The organism is Bradyrhizobium liaoningense, from assembly GCF_018130785.1.
In the GTDB taxonomy this organism is placed as follows: Bacteria; Pseudomonadota; Alphaproteobacteria; order Rhizobiales; family Xanthobacteraceae; genus Bradyrhizobium; species Bradyrhizobium liaoningense_A.
In genome coordinates this window covers 129,311-144,956 of sequence record NZ_JAFCJT010000006.1, presented here as the reverse complement: position 1 = coordinate 144,956, position 15,646 = coordinate 129,311, and the positions used below count along the sequence as shown (strand labels likewise).

At 65.0% G+C, this 15,646-nt stretch carries 18 protein-coding genes; 11 read left to right on the top strand and 7 right to left on the bottom strand.

Annotated elements, in window-relative coordinates; translation table 11 throughout:
- The first annotated feature begins 103 nt into the window (after nucleotides 1-103).
- Nucleotides 104-988 (top strand): Ku protein, encoded by an 885-nt coding sequence (locus tag JQ627_RS16635; RefSeq protein ID WP_212485244.1) that lies wholly within the window; start codon nucleotides 104-106, stop codon nucleotides 986-988.
- 42 nt (nucleotides 989-1,030) lie between these two features.
- Here the strand turns inward: JQ627_RS16635 and JQ627_RS16630 are convergent, their stop codons facing one another.
- The 7 genes from JQ627_RS16630 to JQ627_RS16600 form a co-directional block, all read right to left on the bottom strand.
- Entirely contained in the window at nucleotides 1,031-1,720 is a 690-nt protein-coding gene (locus JQ627_RS16630; RefSeq protein WP_212485243.1) for a response regulator, read from the bottom strand.
- On the bottom strand, nucleotides 1,717-4,440 hold the full coding sequence (locus JQ627_RS16625; RefSeq protein WP_212485242.1) for a sensor histidine kinase KdpD: 2,724 nt from the start codon (nucleotides 4,438-4,440) through the stop codon (nucleotides 1,717-1,719). Before JQ627_RS16625 ends, JQ627_RS16630 begins: the two co-directional genes overlap by 4 nt.
- Before the next feature lie 40 nt (nucleotides 4,441-4,480).
- Nucleotides 4,481-5,086 (bottom strand): K(+)-transporting ATPase subunit C, encoded by a 606-nt coding sequence (locus JQ627_RS16620; protein ID WP_212485241.1) that lies wholly within the window; start codon nucleotides 5,084-5,086, stop codon nucleotides 4,481-4,483.
- A 57-nt stretch (nucleotides 5,087-5,143) separates the two neighbouring features.
- Nucleotides 5,144-7,258: a potassium-transporting ATPase subunit KdpB gene (gene kdpB, locus JQ627_RS16615; protein WP_212485240.1), complete on the bottom strand. Its 2,115-nt coding sequence runs from the start codon at nucleotides 7,256-7,258 to the stop codon at nucleotides 5,144-5,146.
- Nucleotides 7,259-7,276: 18 nt separating this feature from the next.
- On the bottom strand, nucleotides 7,277-8,980 hold the full coding sequence (gene kdpA, locus JQ627_RS16610) for a potassium-transporting ATPase subunit KdpA (RefSeq protein ID WP_212485239.1): 1,704 nt from the start codon (nucleotides 8,978-8,980) through the stop codon (nucleotides 7,277-7,279).
- A 112-nt stretch (nucleotides 8,981-9,092) separates the two neighbouring features.
- Nucleotides 9,093-9,182 carry a K(+)-transporting ATPase subunit F gene (locus JQ627_RS16605; protein WP_041953522.1) on the bottom strand — a complete coding sequence of 30 codons (90 nt, stop codon included), beginning with the start codon at nucleotides 9,180-9,182 and terminating at the stop codon, nucleotides 9,093-9,095.
- 11 nt (nucleotides 9,183-9,193) lie between these two features.
- Nucleotides 9,194-9,418 carry a hypothetical protein gene (locus JQ627_RS16600; RefSeq protein ID WP_212485238.1) on the bottom strand — a complete coding sequence of 75 codons (225 nt, stop codon included), beginning with the start codon at nucleotides 9,416-9,418 and terminating at the stop codon, nucleotides 9,194-9,196.
- Nucleotides 9,419-9,797: 379 nt separating this feature from the next.
- On the opposite strand from JQ627_RS16600, the gene JQ627_RS16595 reads away from it, so the two are divergent.
- From JQ627_RS16595 to JQ627_RS16555, 10 genes are all read left to right on the top strand, one after another.
- Complete coding sequence (locus tag JQ627_RS16595; RefSeq protein ID WP_212485237.1) at nucleotides 9,798-10,265, top strand: hypothetical protein; 468 nt, start codon at nucleotides 9,798-9,800, stop codon at nucleotides 10,263-10,265.
- Between the two features lie 20 nt (nucleotides 10,266-10,285).
- On the top strand, nucleotides 10,286-10,564 hold the full coding sequence (locus tag JQ627_RS16590; RefSeq protein ID WP_249143131.1) for a hypothetical protein: 279 nt from the start codon (nucleotides 10,286-10,288) through the stop codon (nucleotides 10,562-10,564).
- 133 nt (nucleotides 10,565-10,697) lie between these two features.
- Nucleotides 10,698-10,952: a hypothetical protein gene (locus JQ627_RS16585; RefSeq protein WP_212485236.1), complete on the top strand. Its 255-nt coding sequence runs from the start codon at nucleotides 10,698-10,700 to the stop codon at nucleotides 10,950-10,952.
- Between the two features lie 17 nt (nucleotides 10,953-10,969).
- Nucleotides 10,970-11,887, top strand: coding sequence for a 4-hydroxy-tetrahydrodipicolinate synthase (dapA, locus tag JQ627_RS16580; RefSeq protein ID WP_212485235.1), 918 nt, complete (start codon nucleotides 10,970-10,972; stop codon nucleotides 11,885-11,887).
- Nucleotides 11,888-11,914: 27 nt separating this feature from the next.
- Nucleotides 11,915-12,307 (top strand): hypothetical protein, encoded by a 393-nt coding sequence (locus JQ627_RS16575; protein WP_212485234.1) that lies wholly within the window; start codon nucleotides 11,915-11,917, stop codon nucleotides 12,305-12,307.
- A gap of 114 nt (nucleotides 12,308-12,421) precedes the next feature.
- Nucleotides 12,422-12,613: a hypothetical protein gene (locus JQ627_RS16570; RefSeq protein WP_212485233.1), complete on the top strand. Its 192-nt coding sequence runs from the start codon at nucleotides 12,422-12,424 to the stop codon at nucleotides 12,611-12,613.
- 17 nt (nucleotides 12,614-12,630) lie between these two features.
- Nucleotides 12,631-13,029, top strand: coding sequence for a hypothetical protein (locus tag JQ627_RS16565; RefSeq protein WP_212485232.1), 399 nt, complete (start codon nucleotides 12,631-12,633; stop codon nucleotides 13,027-13,029).
- A gap of 90 nt (nucleotides 13,030-13,119) precedes the next feature.
- The gene (locus JQ627_RS39530) at nucleotides 13,120-13,248 is read left to right on the top strand and encodes a hypothetical protein (protein WP_014492765.1); all 129 of its coding nucleotides are present in this window, start codon (nucleotides 13,120-13,122) and stop codon (nucleotides 13,246-13,248) included.
- 158 nt (nucleotides 13,249-13,406) lie between these two features.
- The gene (gene upp, locus JQ627_RS16560) at nucleotides 13,407-14,042 is read left to right on the top strand and encodes a uracil phosphoribosyltransferase (RefSeq protein WP_212485231.1); all 636 of its coding nucleotides are present in this window, start codon (nucleotides 13,407-13,409) and stop codon (nucleotides 14,040-14,042) included.
- Between the two features lie 32 nt (nucleotides 14,043-14,074).
- Nucleotides 14,075-15,646, top strand: a complete 1,572-nt coding sequence (locus JQ627_RS16555; RefSeq protein ID WP_212485230.1) for an AMP-binding protein — start codon at nucleotides 14,075-14,077, stop codon at nucleotides 15,644-15,646.

The window sequence follows — 15,646 nt, the reverse complement described above, 5'->3', positions numbered from 1 at the left end:
CTCTAATCGCGTTGAAGCCTATCACGACAAAAGTCCCGCCCGGAACCAAAACCCTATGGGGCGGTTGGGGTTCCAAAAGGCCTTGAAATCACTGGAGAACGGAATGGCCCCGCGCGCCTATTGGAAGGGAACGTTGAAGCTCTCGCTGGTCAGTTGCCCGGTCGTGCTTTATCCGGCGACCACTGCGGCCGAGAAGACGCGGTTTCACATGATCAACCGCGAGACCGGAAACCGTCTCAAGCAGCAGATGGTGGACTCAGAGACCGGTGACGTGGTCGAGAGCGACCAGAAGGGGCGCGGCTACGAGCTGCGCAAGGGCAAATATGTCGAGATCGAGCCGGAGGAGCTCGAGGCGGTCCAGATCGAAAGCAACCACACCATCGACATCGAGAGTTTCGTGCCGAGCGACGAGATCGACCAGCGCTATCTCAATCATCCCTATTATATCGCGCCCGACGGCAAGGCTGCGATCGATGCTTTTGCCGTGATCCGCGACGCCATGAAGGACCAGGACCGCGTGGCGCTCGCCAAGATCGTGCTCACCAACCGCGAGCACATCATCGCGATCGAACCGCTCGGCAAGGGCCTGCTCGGCACCACGTTGCGGTTCCCCTATGAGCTGCGCGACGAGGACCAGTTCTTCGACGACATCAAGAGCCCCAAGATCACCAAGGACATGGTCGAGCTCGCCGGCCACATCCTGCATACCAAGGCCGCGCATTTCGACCCGACCAAGTTCACGGACGAGTACGAGACCGCGCTGAAGGCGCTGGTGAAGCGCAAGGCCAGCGGCAAGACAATCGAGCTGCCGGAACGCGAGGAGCGCCCGAGCAACGTCGTCAGCCTGATGGACGCGCTGAAGCAGAGCCTGAAGGGACGCGGCGGGAAGAAGACGGCGGCGAAGTCCCATGCGCGTCGCGCCACCGGGCGCCAGCGCAGCGCGAAGAAGACGCACCGGTCGACGGCGCGGCAGAGGAAGGCTGGGTAAATTACTCCGTCATTGATGCAGTTGTCCTAGGATCTGCGGGAATCAATCCCCCGCCTTCAGCCGGTATCCGATCCCGGTCTCCGTCAGCACATATTGCGGACGTTCCGGATCGGCTTCGATTTTCTGGCGGAGCTGACGAACGTAGACGCGCAGATATTGCGCGTCCGTCAGTTCGTCCCAGAGCTCCTTGAGCAGGAAGCGATGGGTCAGCACCTTGCCGGCGTGCTGCACCAAAACGCGCAGGAGATCATATTCCTTCGGCGACAGCTTGACGTCCCGCTCGCCGACCTTGACGATGCGGCGGACGAGGTCGACCGAGAGATCGCCGGTGCGGAACACCGGGCGTTCGCCCTGCACCTGAAGCTGGTGGCGCAGCGCGGCGCGCAGGCGCGCCAGGAGCTCGTCCATGCCGAACGGCTTTGTCAGATAATCGTCGGCGCCGAGATCGAGCGCCTGCACCTTGCCGGCCTCGTCGCCGCGGCTCGACAGCACCACGATCGGCACGCCCTCGTTGCGGCCGCGGATGGTGCGTAGCAATTCGTGGCCCTGGATGTCCGGCAGGCCGAGATCGAGAATGATCAGCGCGGGCTCTTCCGCGAGCTTCTCGAGCGCGGTCTTTCCGTTCGACGCTTCCAGGATCTCGTAGCCTTGCGTCGAGAGCCCCATCCGCAGCAATTTTCGGATCGGCGGCTCGTCGTCGATGACCAGAACCTTGATCGGGGCGGCGCTCATGCGGCAGTATCCAATGCGTGGGTCCGTGCCGGAATCGGCAGCCGGATGGTGAGGATCGCGCCGCTGCGGTCGCCGCGGTTGGCGGCCGAGATCGTGCCCTGCATCGCCTCGACGAAGCCGCGGGAGATGGCGAGCCCCAGCCCGGTGCCGGGACGGACATGGTCGCCCTTCTGCACGCGATAGAACTTGTCGAACACGCTCTCGAGCTCGTCAGGCGGAATACCGCCACCCTGGTCGGCGATCTCCAGCACAACATGATTCCCCTCGCGCCGGCTGCGGATCGAGATCGTTGTATCGGGCAGCGAATATTTCGCGGCATTGTCGAGCAGATTGAACAGCACTTGCTCGAACAGCACGGCATCAAGTTGAAGCATCGGCAGATCGGCGGCCAGCACCAGTTCCACCTTGTGCGCCGTCAATATCTTGCTCGCACGCCGCAGCGCGCTGCCGACGATCTCGCCGAGATCGTGCAGTGCGGCGTTGGGCACGATGGCGCCAGATTCGAGCTTTGTCATGTCGAGCAGATTGGCGATGAAGCGGTTGAGGCGCTCGGACTCGTCGATCACGGTGGCGAGCAGATCGCGCTTCTCGGTGTCGGAGAGCGCACCGGCAAGATCGCGCATGGTCGAGGCCGCGCCAAGCACGGAGGCGAGCGGCGTCTTGAGATCGTGCGAGATCGAGGTCAGCAGCGCAGAGCGCAACCGCTCGGATTCGACGGTGCGCTTGACGCGATCCACGTCCTCGACCAGCAGCACGCGCTCGATTGCCAGTGCGCCCTGGTCGACGAGTGCATCGAGCAGCCGGCGCTGGTCGGGGGTCAGCAGCGGACCGGTGCGATCATTGTCGATACCGATGACGCCGATCGGACCACGCCCGGTGCGCATCGGCAGGAACAGCCGCTTGGCGCCGGGCAGCGTGTCCGAGCCGCGGCCGGCGGGAAGATCGTTGCTCCAGGCCCAATTGGCAGCGGCGAGATCGGCCTGGTCGATCTGGTCCTCGGGCGGATAGCCGGACTTCACCGTGAGCAGCCCTTCCTCCGGCAGCAGCAGGACCACGCGGACCTTCAGCATCAGCGCAGTTTGATAGGCAGTTGCCCAGAGCACGTCGTCGAGCGTGCCGGTGCCCGTGAGCTTGCGGCTGAACGCATAGAGCTGCTCGGTCGTGCGGATGCGGCCGAGCGCGGTGTCCGCCTGCGTGCGCACCCGCCCGGCGACGTTCGATACCACGAACGCGATCAACATGAAAAAGAAGAACGCCGCGACATTGGTCGGATCGGTAATCGTGAAGGTGTAGACCGGCGGCAGGAAGAAGAAGTTGTACGCCAGCGACGCCGCGACGCTCGCAAGGAGCGACGGCCACAACCCGTAGCGAACAGCCACGGCAACGACCGCGGTCAGGAACATCAGGTCGACGTTTTCGATACCGAAATACGGCTTGATCGCGACCGCTGCGGCAAGGCCGAGCGCGGCGATCCCGAGCGCCTTCAGATAGGGACGTGCATCAAACGCCTCCGCGCGTGCCGCCGTCTGAACCGCCGTCTTCGGCGCCGGCTCGGCGGCGAGCTCATCGCCGGGAATGACGTGAACGCTGATATTGCCGGCACTGCGCACGAGATCGTGCACGACGGAGCCGCGCGTCAGTTCGAACCACCGCGAGCGCGTCGATTTCCCGATCACGATCTGGGTGACGTTGTTGCCTTGCGCGAAGTTGATGACGTCGTCGGCGATGCGGCGGCCGACAGCGGGAATGGTCAGCGCTTCACCGCCCAGCGATTCGGCAAGCCGCAGCGTATCGGCGAGACGGTCGCGCTCCTCGTCCGAAAGCTGGAGCGACCGCCGGGTCTCGATCGAGATCGCGGTGAATTGCGCATGCAGCCGGTCGGCCAGCCGCTTCGTATAGCGCACGAGCCCGGCCGCGCGCGGATCCTCGCTGACACAAACGAGGATGCGCTCACCCGCGGCCCAGGGCCCGGCGATGGCGTTCGCCTGCATGTGATTGAGAAGCTGCTCGTCGACCCGCTCGGCCGTACGCCGCAGTGCCAGCTCGCGCAGCGCGGTCAGATTGCCGGGCGAGAAATAGTGCTCCAGCGCCCGCTCGGCCTGCTTGGGCACATAGACCTTGCCCTCCCGCAGCCGCTGGATCAGATCGTCGGGCGTGAGGTCGATCAACTCGATCGCATCGGCGCGGTCGAACACCGAGTCCGGCACGGTCTCGCGCACCCGCACATGGGTGATCTGGGCGACGACGTCGTTCAGGCTCTCGATATGCTGGATGTTGACGGCGGTGTAGACGTCGATACCGTGGGACAGCAGCTCCTCGACGTCGAGATAGCGCTTGGGATGGCGGCTGCCGGCGGCATTGGTGTGGGCGAGCTCATCGACCAGGGCGATTTTCGGCTGCCGTGCGATCACGGCATCGAGGTCCATCTCCTCGACGATCTGGCCGCGGTAATCGAACCTCTTGCGCGGCACCACCTCGAGCCCGCGCACCAGCGCCTCGGTCTCGGCGCGGCCATGGGTCTCGACAAAGCCGACCACCACGTCGATCCCCGCCTTGCGCCTGGCATGGGCGCTTTGCAGCATCTCGTAGGTCTTGCCGACGCCGGGGGCGGCGCCGACGAAGATCTTCAGCTTGCCGCTCGCGCTCTCCTCCCGGCGCGCGGCCTCAAGCAGCGCCTCAGGGGACGGACGTTGTTCGGCATCGCGGCGCTCTCGGACCATCAGGCCAATATAATCATCCGCCCGCCCCCAGCCTAGACCGCTACTTCGCGGTGGCGCGATCGAGCGCGAGGTTCAGTGCCAGAACGTTAACCCGCGGTTCGCCAATCAGGCCGAGCAGACGACCTTGGGTGTTGGAGGCCACGAGCTGCTTGACCTGATCGTCTGGCATATTCCGCGCCTTCGCCACCCGCGGCACCTGAAATTCAGCCGCTTCCGGCGAGATGTCCGGGTCGAGGCCGCTGGCCGAGGTGGTGACCAGGTCGACCGGCACGGCGGCGTTCGGATTTTCAGCCTTCAACTTGTCCACATCCTCCTTAAGCCGGTCAGCCAGCGCCTTGCTGGTCGGGCCAAGATTGGAGCCGCCCGAGTTGGCCGCGTTGTAGGGCGCCGACACCGTCTTGGTCGAATCATTCGGGTCCGGCGCCAAAGTCGCCGAGAGGCGACCGTGGAAATATTTGTCGTCCTTGAACTCCTGCCCGATCAGGGCGGAGCCGATCACCTTGCCGTCCCGCTCGATCAGGCTGCCCTGCGCCTGTGAGGGGAAGATCACACCGGCAATAGCGGTCATTGCGAGCGGATAGGCCAGGCCGGTGATGGCGGTGAGCACCAGCAGCAGGACGATGGCCGGGCGAATTTCTCTGAGCATGTTAGGTCTCCAAATCTTTCGTCATTGCGCGGGGCGCGGTGCGCCCCGCGACGACGATCAAGCCAGATGCAACGCGGTGACGACGAGGTCGATCGCCTTGATGCCGATGAAGGGAATCACGATGCCGCCGAGGCCGTAGATCAGGAGGTTGCGCCTCAGCAATGCGCCGGCACCGACCGCGCGGTAGGCGACGCCTTTCAGCGCCAGCGGGATCAGCGCGATGATGACCAGCGCGTTGAAGATGATCGCCGACAGGATGGCGCTCTGCGGGCTCGACAGGTTCATGACGTTGAGCACGTTGAGCTGCGGGTAGAACGCCAGGAACATCGCCGGGATGATCGCAAAATACTTTGCAACGTCGTTGGCGATCGAGAACGTCGTCAGCGCACCGCGTGTCATCAGCAGCTGCTTGCCGATCTCGACCACCTCGATCAGCTTGGTCGGGTTGGAATCGAGGTCCACCATGTTGCCGGCCTCGCGGGCGGCCTGGGTGCCGGTGTTCATGGCGACACCGACGTCGGCCTGGGCAAGCGCCGGCGCGTCGTTGGTGCCGTCGCCGCACATGGCGACCAGCTTGCCCTTGGCCTGCTCGTCGCGGATCAGCTTGAGCTTGTCCTCAGGCGTTGCCTGCGCGAGGAAATCATCGACGCCCGCCTCCGCCGCGATCGCAGCGGCCGTCATCGGGTTGTCGCCCGTGATCATGATGGTGCGGATGCCCATGCGGCGCAGTTCGGCGAATCGCTCACGGATGCCGCCCTTGACGATGTCCTTGAGCTGGATGACGCCGAGCAGCTTGCCGTCCTTGGCGACCGCAAGCGGCGTTCCGCCCGCTTTCGAGATCTCGTCTGCAATGGTCTGGACTTCACGGCCAACGTCGGAAAGCACCGCAGGTTGGATGGCGCGCGCGGTGTTGCCGGAGGCAACGGCCAGCGGCGCACCGCCGCCGACATAGTTGAGCATGGCATCGACCGCGCCCTTGCGCACCGACGAACCGCCGGCATCGACGCCGCTCATGCGGGTCTGCGCCGTGAACGGGATGAAGGTCGCGCCAAGCTCGGCCATGTCGCGACCGCGGATGCCGTATTTCTCCTTGGCTAGCACGACGATGGAGCGGCCTTCCGGCGTCTCGTCGGCAAGCGAGGCGAGCTGGGCTGCGTCCGCGAGCTCCTGCTCGGTGACGCCGCGCACCGGACGGAACGCGGTCGCCTGGCGGTTGCCGAGCGTGATCGTGCCGGTCTTGTCGAGCAGCAGCGTGTCGACGTCACCGGCAGCCTCGACCGCACGGCCGGACATCGCCAGCACGTTGAAGCGGACCAGGCGGTCCATGCCTGCGATACCGATCGCCGATAGCAGCGCGCCGATCGTGGTCGGGATCAGCGTCACGAACAGTGCGACCAGCACGACCACCGAGATCGAGCCGCCAGCATAAGCCGCATAGCTCGGAATGGTCACTGTGGCGAACACGAAGATGATGGTGAGGCCGGCGAGCAGGATGTTGAGCGCGATCTCGTTCGGCGTCTTTGCACGCTCGGCACCCTCGACCAGCTTGATCATGCGGTCGATGAAGGTCGAGCCTTGCGCGGCCGTGATGCGGACACGGATCCAGTCGGACAGCACCTGCGTGCCGCCGGTCACCGCCGACCGGTCGCCGCCGGACTCGCGGATCACGGGCGCGGATTCGCCGGTGATGGCGGCCTCGTTGACGGAAGCAACGCCTTCAATCACCTCGCCGTCGGAGGGGATGACGTCACCGGCCTCGACCAGCACGATGTCGCCGACCTTCAGGCTGGTGCCCGGCACCAGCGTGAAAGCCTGGCCGGCGCCGGTCAGGAGCTTGGCCTGGCTCTCGGTGCGGGTCTTGCGCAGAGATTCCGCCTGCGCCTTGCCGCGGCCTTCGGCGACAGCCTCGGCGAAGTTGGCGAACAGCACCGTGAACCAGAGCCAGAGGATGATCTGGAACGTGAAGCCGAGGTTTCCCCCGCCGCTGACGAGGTCGCGCAGGAAGATCACCGTGGTGAGCGCAGCCACGATCTCGACCACGAACATCACGGGGTTCTTGATCATCAGCCGCGGGTCGAGCTTGGTGAAGGACGCGCCGATCGCGGGCAGAACGATCTTGGGATCGAGCATTGCCGACATCGGGGCACGTTTTTGCAGTTTCATCGTATCCATGGAGGTCACTCCAAACAATCAGAAGACGTTGCCGGCGTTCATCGCGAGTTGCTCGACGATCGGGCCGAGCGCGAGTGCCGGGAAGAAGGTCAGGCCGCCGATGATCAGGATCACGCCCACGACGAGGCCGACGAACAGCCCACCCGTGGTCGGGAACGTGCCCGCCGACGGCGGGATCGACTTCTTGGCGGCCAGCGAGCCCGCAATCGCCATCGCCGGAACGATCATGAAGAACCGGCCGACGAACATCGCGGATGCGAGCGTAAGGTTGTAGAACAACGTGTTGCCGGTGAGGCCCGCAAAGGCCGAGCCGTTGTTGCCGGTCGCCGAAGTAAACGCGTAGAGCACCTCGGTGAAGCCATGCGGGCCGGCATTCGCCATGGAGGCGACCGCCGCCGGATAGACCACGCTGACCGCGGTCCAGCCGAGATACATCAGCGGCAGCACCAGGATCGCGAGCATCGCCATCTTGACTTCGCGCGCCTCGATCTTCTTGCCGACATATTCCGGTGTGCGGCCGACCATCAGGCCGGCGACGAAGATCGCGAGCACGACGAACAGCAGCATGCCATAGAGGCCGGCGCCGACGCCGCCGATGATGACTTCGCCGAGTTGCATGTTGATCAGCGGGATCATGCCGCCGAGCGCGGTGAAGCTGTCATGCATGGCGTTGACCGCGCCGCAGGACGCAGCCGTGGTCACCACGGCGAACAGCGAGGATGCAACGATGCCGAAGCGGACTTCCTTGCCCTCCATGTTGCCGCCGGTCAGGCCGAGCGCATGCATGATCGAGGTGCCGTTGGCTTCCGCCCAGTAGGTGATGGAGACACCGGCGATGAACAGCACGCCCATCACCGCGAAGATCGCCCAGCCCTGGCGCTGGTTGCCGACCATGCGGCCGAACACATTGGTCATGGCCGCGCCGATCAGGAAGATCGAGAGCATCTGCACGAGGTTCGACAGCGCGGTCGGATTCTCGAACGGATGGGCGGCGTTGGCGTTGAAGAAACCGCCGCCATTGGTGCCGAGCATCTTGATCGCGACCTGCGAGGCCACCGGGCCGACCGCGATGGTCTGCTTGGCTCCCTCGAGCGTCGTCGCCTCGACATACGGCCCAAGCGTCTGCGGAATGCCCTGCCAGACCAGGAACAGCGTGTAGACGACGCAGATCGGCAGCAGCACGTAGAGCGTGGTGCGGGTGACGTCGACCCAGAAATTGCCGATCGTGCGCATCGAGGCTCGCGAGAAGCCGCGGATCAGCGCGACCGCGAGCGCGATACCGGTGGCCGCCGACAGGAAATTCTGGTGCGTCAGGCCGAGCATCTGCACGAGATAGGATACCGTGCTCTCGCCGCCGTAATTCTGCCAGTTGGTGTTGGTGATGAAGGAAATCGCGGTGTTGAAGGAGAGATCCTGGGCGACCGCGCCCTGCCCGGCCGGGTTGAAGGGCAACACCGCCTGAAGCCGCATCACGCCGTAGATGATCAGGAAGCCGCCGACATGGAACAGCAGCATCGAGACCGTGTAGGTCAGCCAATGCTGCTCGCGTCTCTCCTCGACGCCGGAGAACCAGTAGATGCCGGCCTCGATCGGCCGCAGCACCGGCGACAGGAACGTCCGCTCGCCGTTGAACACAGCCGTCATGTACCCGCCGAGCGGTTTCGTCAGCGCGACGATAATCGCGCAAAAGAGAATGATCTGGAGCCAACCGATCATGGTCATGGAATCAACCCTTTAGGAGGTTTGTCCTGCGCAGGAGCGGCAGGATCAGGGTAAGCAGGCACGCCACGAGCGCGGCGTCCGCGAGCAGCAATTCGAGAAGCAGCAGCACGGGTCAGAACCGCTCGGGCCGCAGCAGCGCGTAAGTGAGGTAGAACAGGAGACCGAGCGAGACGACGGCGGCGAGCGAATAATCGAAGGTCATGGTCCGCTCCCTCACAGCCGTTCGCAGGCGTAGGTGTAGCCCATCGCGAGCGCGAAGAAGCCAAAGCCCAGCGCCAGCATCAGAATGTCCATCATGGGAATGCTCCTCGTTGCGGCTTTATGTCGGACGCAACCGTTTCTCAGGCGTCCGGCGAGCGCGTGGAACGAAGGAAATGCAATGCATTTCCACGGCACCAGCCGGGACTTTTGACCGCGTTGAAGTGCCACCACCGGCATAGGTTTTCGAGACGAGGCCTATGGCGAAGTTATAGGAATCTCATAAAGGCCGGCACGTCGTAGCCGGCCGCTATGTGGCACCGACACTGTATTCAGGGCGGCTGTTCCGAGCAGGCAGCCCAGCGACACAAGCCACGTTGCTTTCACTACCGTTGTTAAGGCAGGCCAGGGCCAGGGTCTTTTCAAAAAGCCCTGCTTCTATAAGCCTCGACCTTCGGCGGCGACGGCGGCCGGGGATCTGTCGCTCTTATCCGGAAGATTTCGTGCACTTATGAAATCCCTATATCTCCCGTCCCGTCCCCATCTCGTTTTCAAATGCGCTTCCAGCCATCTTGGAGAGGCCGGCCGACTGACCGACGCCAATTCCAGGAGGCCTGACATGACCGCCGTTCTCCGACGCCTTGCCCCACCTTCCCTCAACCAGCAGCTTCGCGCGGCACCGGCAATGACCCGCCCGCTGATGCTCGACATCATCGATCAGGCCTGCCGGCGCTTCCCGTCGCTCGGACGGAGCGAGCGCAGCGCACATATCATGCGCCTGGTCGATGCCGAGGCCTGGACCGACGCCGCGCTGGCGCTGATCGAGCTCGAGCTGCCGATGTGGCAGGTCCGCCGTATCGCTTATGACGAGGGCGAGTGGCATTGCGCGCTGTCGCGCGAGCGCGAATTGCCGGACTGGCTCGACGCCGCTGTCGAAGCCCGGCATGCTGATCTCGCGCTGGCATTGCTGTCGGCCTTCATCGAGGTACAGGCATTGGCCGTGGAGGTATCGCGACCGAGCGTTCCCACCGTGCGCCCCGCCCCTGACCCGCTCTATCAGCCGGTCGCCTGCGAGAATTTCAGCTAGGCCAAGCGGAGGTTCGCGCCTTGCCGCAATCTTCGGACATGTCGCGGTTCCTCAGCCCGACCCGGGTGATCGCGCGCTTTTGCGTCCGCGTCGCACTGCTCGCCGCCTTTGCGGCTTTCGGCAGCGTCGGCTTTGCACGGAGCCTTGCCGCCCTGCTCTGGATGTCGATCATCCTGTGTGCCCTCGCCGGCCTCGTCAGGCGCGAGCCGCTGTTCGGTGCCGTGCTCAATCATTGGGACGAAGGCGTCGCCTTCGGCGCGCTGTTCGCGCTGGTTCGTGTCGTCGACGCGCTGGCCTGAACATCAGGCCTTATGACCTTCCTATGAGATCGTCGCGCAGCCTCACTCGAAATCATATTCGCTTGAAAAGATATTGATCGGGTGGTCGCGGGACACGCACCCGCCGCCCGCGTCAATTGGAAGGAATAAGAAAGTGAAACTCGTCGAACCTCCCTCGTGCAGCTCTCCCTCGACCGTCGTCTTCATCGGCCGCAACCACAGGGGACAGTGGATCGCCCAGCAGCAGAACGGCCTCTACGGTGGCCTGTTCGTCAACCGCGCCCAGGCCATCAAATATGCGCTGTTCGAAAACGGACAGCACCCCGAGACCATCATCGAGCTGCCACGCGAGATCGAGCTCGACATGGGTAGGAAACCCGATGTCGCCGATCCCAAGCGCGCCGTCTGAGCTCCTCGGAAAAAAACATGTTCATCCCACCCTCCGCCTGGTTCACCGGGTTCATACCGGACCTGCCGACGCCGTTCGATTCGGCCGACGCGATCGACCTGAAGGCGTTCGCCGCGCTCTGCGAGCGTCAGATCGCGGCCGGCGTGCCCGCACTGGTGGTGTGCGAGACCGCCGGCGAGGCGCCGACGCTCTCGTCGGCCGAGCAGGCGCTGATCATTCGCACCGCGGTCGATGTCGCGCGCGGCCGCGTGCGGATCATTGCCGGCGCTGTGTCGAATTCAACGAGCCGCGCCATCGAACTCGCACGGCGGGCAGAAGCGGCCGGCGCCGATGCCGTGATGTCGGTGGTGCCTGCCTACAACAGGCCGATGCAGGAGGGAATGCTCGCGCACTTCCGTGCCATTGCCGGCGCGATCGGCCTGCCCGTGATCCTGCACGACACCCCCTCCCGCACGCTGCGCCCGCTCGCCGACGAGACGCTTCTGCGTCTCGTCGAATCGCGCCGGTTCGTGGGCCTGCGCGATGCGAGCGGCGACATCACCCGCCCGATGCGCCTGTCCCGTCACCTGCCTGCCGGCTTTCGCTGTCTATCTGGCGACGACACCACCGCCTTCGGCTTCATCACGGACGGCGGCGATGGCGCGATCTCGGAGATTGCCAACGTCGCGCCGGATCTCTGCCGCACGATTTTTTCACATGTCAGGCAGGGCCGGCTGCAATCCGCCCGCTACCTGCACAAGCGCCTGATCCCCTTGATCGCCTGCCTCGGGAAGGAGAGCCCGGCCGCACTTAAATGTGCACTCGGCGTGCTTGGCCTGATGTCGCCCGCCACAAGGCTTCCGATCGTTCCGCTGGACGCAGCCGCGCAGAGGGAAGTGGTACGCGCATTCGCCGCGATCGCCGACGAGGAGCTGATCGACCGCGTCGGCGCCTGACGCGTCGCACGGCATCCGGGTATCTCCATGCGGCAATCAATCGAAGGGCCTCACAGGCTGCTCCGCGCCTGGCAGCTGGCGCTGCTGCGCTTCGCGGTAACGCGGGAAGATTGCGACCGACTGAATGTCGCCGCTCTCGCCGGCGAACTCGATCGTCTCGGCCGCCGCAACGCCGACTGTTCCTGTCACTTCTTCCGTCGATCCAGCTCCCGGCTCTGCGCGGCCATCGATGGACAGCGCGAGGACGCCGAAGCGGTTCTGGGTCGCTTCTGCGAACAAATTGACGAGGCGCGGCTGCGGCTCGCCTTTGCGGCAGCCCTGGGGATCGCAGGTTCGCGCCCCGCGCCATCCGAACTTCGCCGCAAGCGGAGCCCGGATCTCTTTAGAGGACTGCCATCGCGACGGACGGCTTCTTTATGAGATTCCTATGCCGCGAGCCCAGCGCTCATCTCGCAATCATACGCGCTCATGGCCATCATCCGAGGCAGATTGCGGCGGCCCCGGCCACCGCCATGCTGACGAAGGAATGCCGACATGTCGATGCTGACACATGGCGTTGAACGCCCCCTTGGCTGGGCCGAACGCCCCGCACGGATCTCGCCGGAACGCAAGGCGCAGCTCAAAGGCCTCGCACTCAGTGCACTGACCCTGCTCTCGATGGGCAGCGTGCTCACGGCGCTGATCGCGCTGAAGACCGCGATCTATGTCTGGCATCTCCACGCCTGACGGCATGGGAGACCATCATGACCTTGCAGATGTGTGAAGAAGCCGCCATGGCCGCGATCGCCCTTCAAGCCACGCGTCGCCAGCCCGAGCGACCGACAATGGCCCCGTCCGCGGCGGTGCTCAGGCCGATCGATCCGGATGTCATAAGCCCCGCCATCCCCGCCTTCTTCATTGGGCGCAACGGCGCCGGCCTCTGGGTCGCCCGCGAGGCGAATGGACGCATCGGCGGTCTCTTCCTGTTCAGGAGCGCAGCGGTCGATTTCGCCAACCGGCAGAGTGGGCCCGCAAGATGCGCGCTGGTGTTTCCCGCCGAGACCTTCGAGCTCGATATCGAGAACCGCGGCAATCCGCTGATTGCGCTGGCGGAGGGCGCGAGGCGGCTCCTGGCCCGCGCGGCGACAAGGCTGCGGACATGATCGAGCTCAAGATCGCCATCCTGGTTGCGGTGATGGGTGCATTGCTGCTCGGCCTGCGCATCGGCGTCGCGCCTGGCACGGACAAGTAGCATGCAGCTCCTCAAGGGAAATCTGGAGCAGGCGGTCACGACGACGATCCTGACCATGACGCTGAGCCTAGTCTGGGGCGCGATCCTGACAATCGTGATCACGCTCGTGGCACGCGGGCTGGGAGTTTAGAACCCGGCAGATCGATGGAGCGTGAATTGACCATGGCTGCCTACGCGGCGAGCAGCCGGGTGCGCAGCGCCGTCGCGATACCCGCCTGAGGCTGCGTATCGCCTCGAAAAGATCTGGCCGATCTGGCGCAATTTCACGGAACCGTGTAGAGCGGTTTCATGAGCACAAGCAGCGTCAACGTCGTCGCCCACCCCCTGGTCCAGCACAAGCTCTCCCTCATGCGGGAGAAGGACCGCTCGACCAAGAGTTTTCGCGAGATCCTGAACGAGATCGGGATGCTGCTCGGCTACGAGGTGACGCGCGATCTGCCGCTGGAGCTGGTGGAGATCGAGACGCCGATCTCCCCGATGCGGGCGCCGAAGATCGCCGGCAAGAAGCTCACGCTGGCGCCGATCCTGCGCGCCGGCGTCGGCTTCCTGGACGGCATGCTGGCGCTGATGCCCTCGGCGCGCATCGCCCATATCGGCCTCTACCGCGACCCCGAAACATTGCAGGCGGTGGAATATTACTTCAAGGCGCCGCAGGACCTGTCCGACCGCACCGTGATCCTGATGGACCCGATGCTGGCGACCGGCAACTCGGCCTGCGCCGGCGCCTCCCTGCTCAAGGCGCGCGGCGCCCGCGACATCCGCTTCGTCTGCCTTCTGGCCGCGCCCGAAGGCATCGCGCAGTTCCAGTGCGAGCATCCGGACGTGCCGGTCTGGACCGCCGCGATCGACGAGCGGCTCAACGACCACGGCTACATCGTGCCGGGCCTGGGCGACGCCGGCGACCGGATGTTCGGCACCAAGTAGACAGATTTGTGCGATCGGGTTAGTCCGGTTGCATGAGCGTCAACCAATTTTCGCTTCAATCGCTGATCGGTGCCGAAGGCACCGAGCCCGCCTTCGTGTTTGACGGCAGGCCCGTCTCGCGCGCGGAATTCTCCGGGAAGGTCGAGCAGACCGCCGCATGGCTTACGGCGCGAGGCATCGGCCAGGGCGACGTGGTCGCGGTCTGGCTGGTCAACCGGGTCGAATGGATCGCACTGCTGTTCGCCGCCGCCCGCTGTGGTGCGATCGTCGCCGCGGTCAATACCCGTTACCGCAGCGCGGAAGTCGGCCATCTGCTCAAGGTGTCCGGCGCCAGGCTGATGGTGGTCGAGGCCGCGTTCCGCTCGATCGATTTTGCCGCCATCCTCGCCGATATCGCCAAGGACGACGTGCCTGCGCTGCAAAGGGTCGCGGTAGTCGGCGGAGATGCTATCCCCGCCCACTGGCCCTGTGTGCGCTTCGATGCGTTCGAGAGGTCCTATCCGCCATCGCCGCCGGCGCATGACGATGTCGATCTGCCGGTGCTGCTCTACACGACATCGGGCACAACCAAGGGGCCGAAGCTCGTCGTGCATTCGCAACGGACGCTCGCCACGCACGCCGCCTCCGTCGCCAAGGCGCTCAAACTCTCGCCACGGCGCCATTCGCTGCTGGCCATGCTGCCGTTCTGCGGCACCTTCGGCATGACCAGCCTGCTCGGCTTCATCGCAGCCGGCGCGACCATCCATGTGCTCGATGCTTTCGAGGCGGCACCAGCATTGAAGATCCTTGGCGAACACAAGGTCACGCACGCCTTCGGCTCCGACGAGATGTTCCGCCGCATCCTCGCTCCCTCCGATACACCACGGCCGTTCCCGCATCTCGAAGTCTGCGGCTTCGCCGCGTTCCAGCCCGGCTGGCGTGAGCTCGCCGCGGAGGCCGAGGCGCGCGGCATGCCGCTGTTCGGACTCTACGGTTCGAGCGAGGTACAGGCGCTGTTCTCGATTGCCCGCGCCAGTGACGCCTTCGCCGACCGCATCGAGGGCGGCGGCTGGCCGATGTCTCCCGACGCGATGGTGCGCGTGCGCGACACCGAGACCGGCGGGATCGCGGCTCAAGGCGTCTCCGGCGAGCTCGAGATCAGCGCGCCCTCGCGCTTCCTCGGCTATTTCAACAACCCGGATGCGACGCGCGATGCGATCACCGCCGACGGCTTCTTCCGCACCGGCGATATCGGCCGCCTGCGCGGCGACGGCGCCTTCGTCTACGAGACCCGCGCGGGCGATGCGATGCGGCTCGGCGGCTTCCTGGTTGCGCCCGGCGAGATCGAGGACGAGCTCAAGACCTGCACGGGGGTTGCCGACGCCCAGGTTGTCGCGGTCGATCTCAAGGGGCAGGCACGCTGCGTCGCCTTCGTGATTCCGGCGAACGAGCCGCCGCAACAAGAGCAACTGGTGGCGCGTATGCGCGAGCGCCTCGCCGGCTACAAGGTTCCGGCACGAATCTATATCGTCGACACTTTCCCGGTCACCGACAGCGCCAACGGTGTGAAAATCCAGCGCGCCAGGCTTCGCGCCATGGCCATGGAGCGGATTGCCGCCGAATAG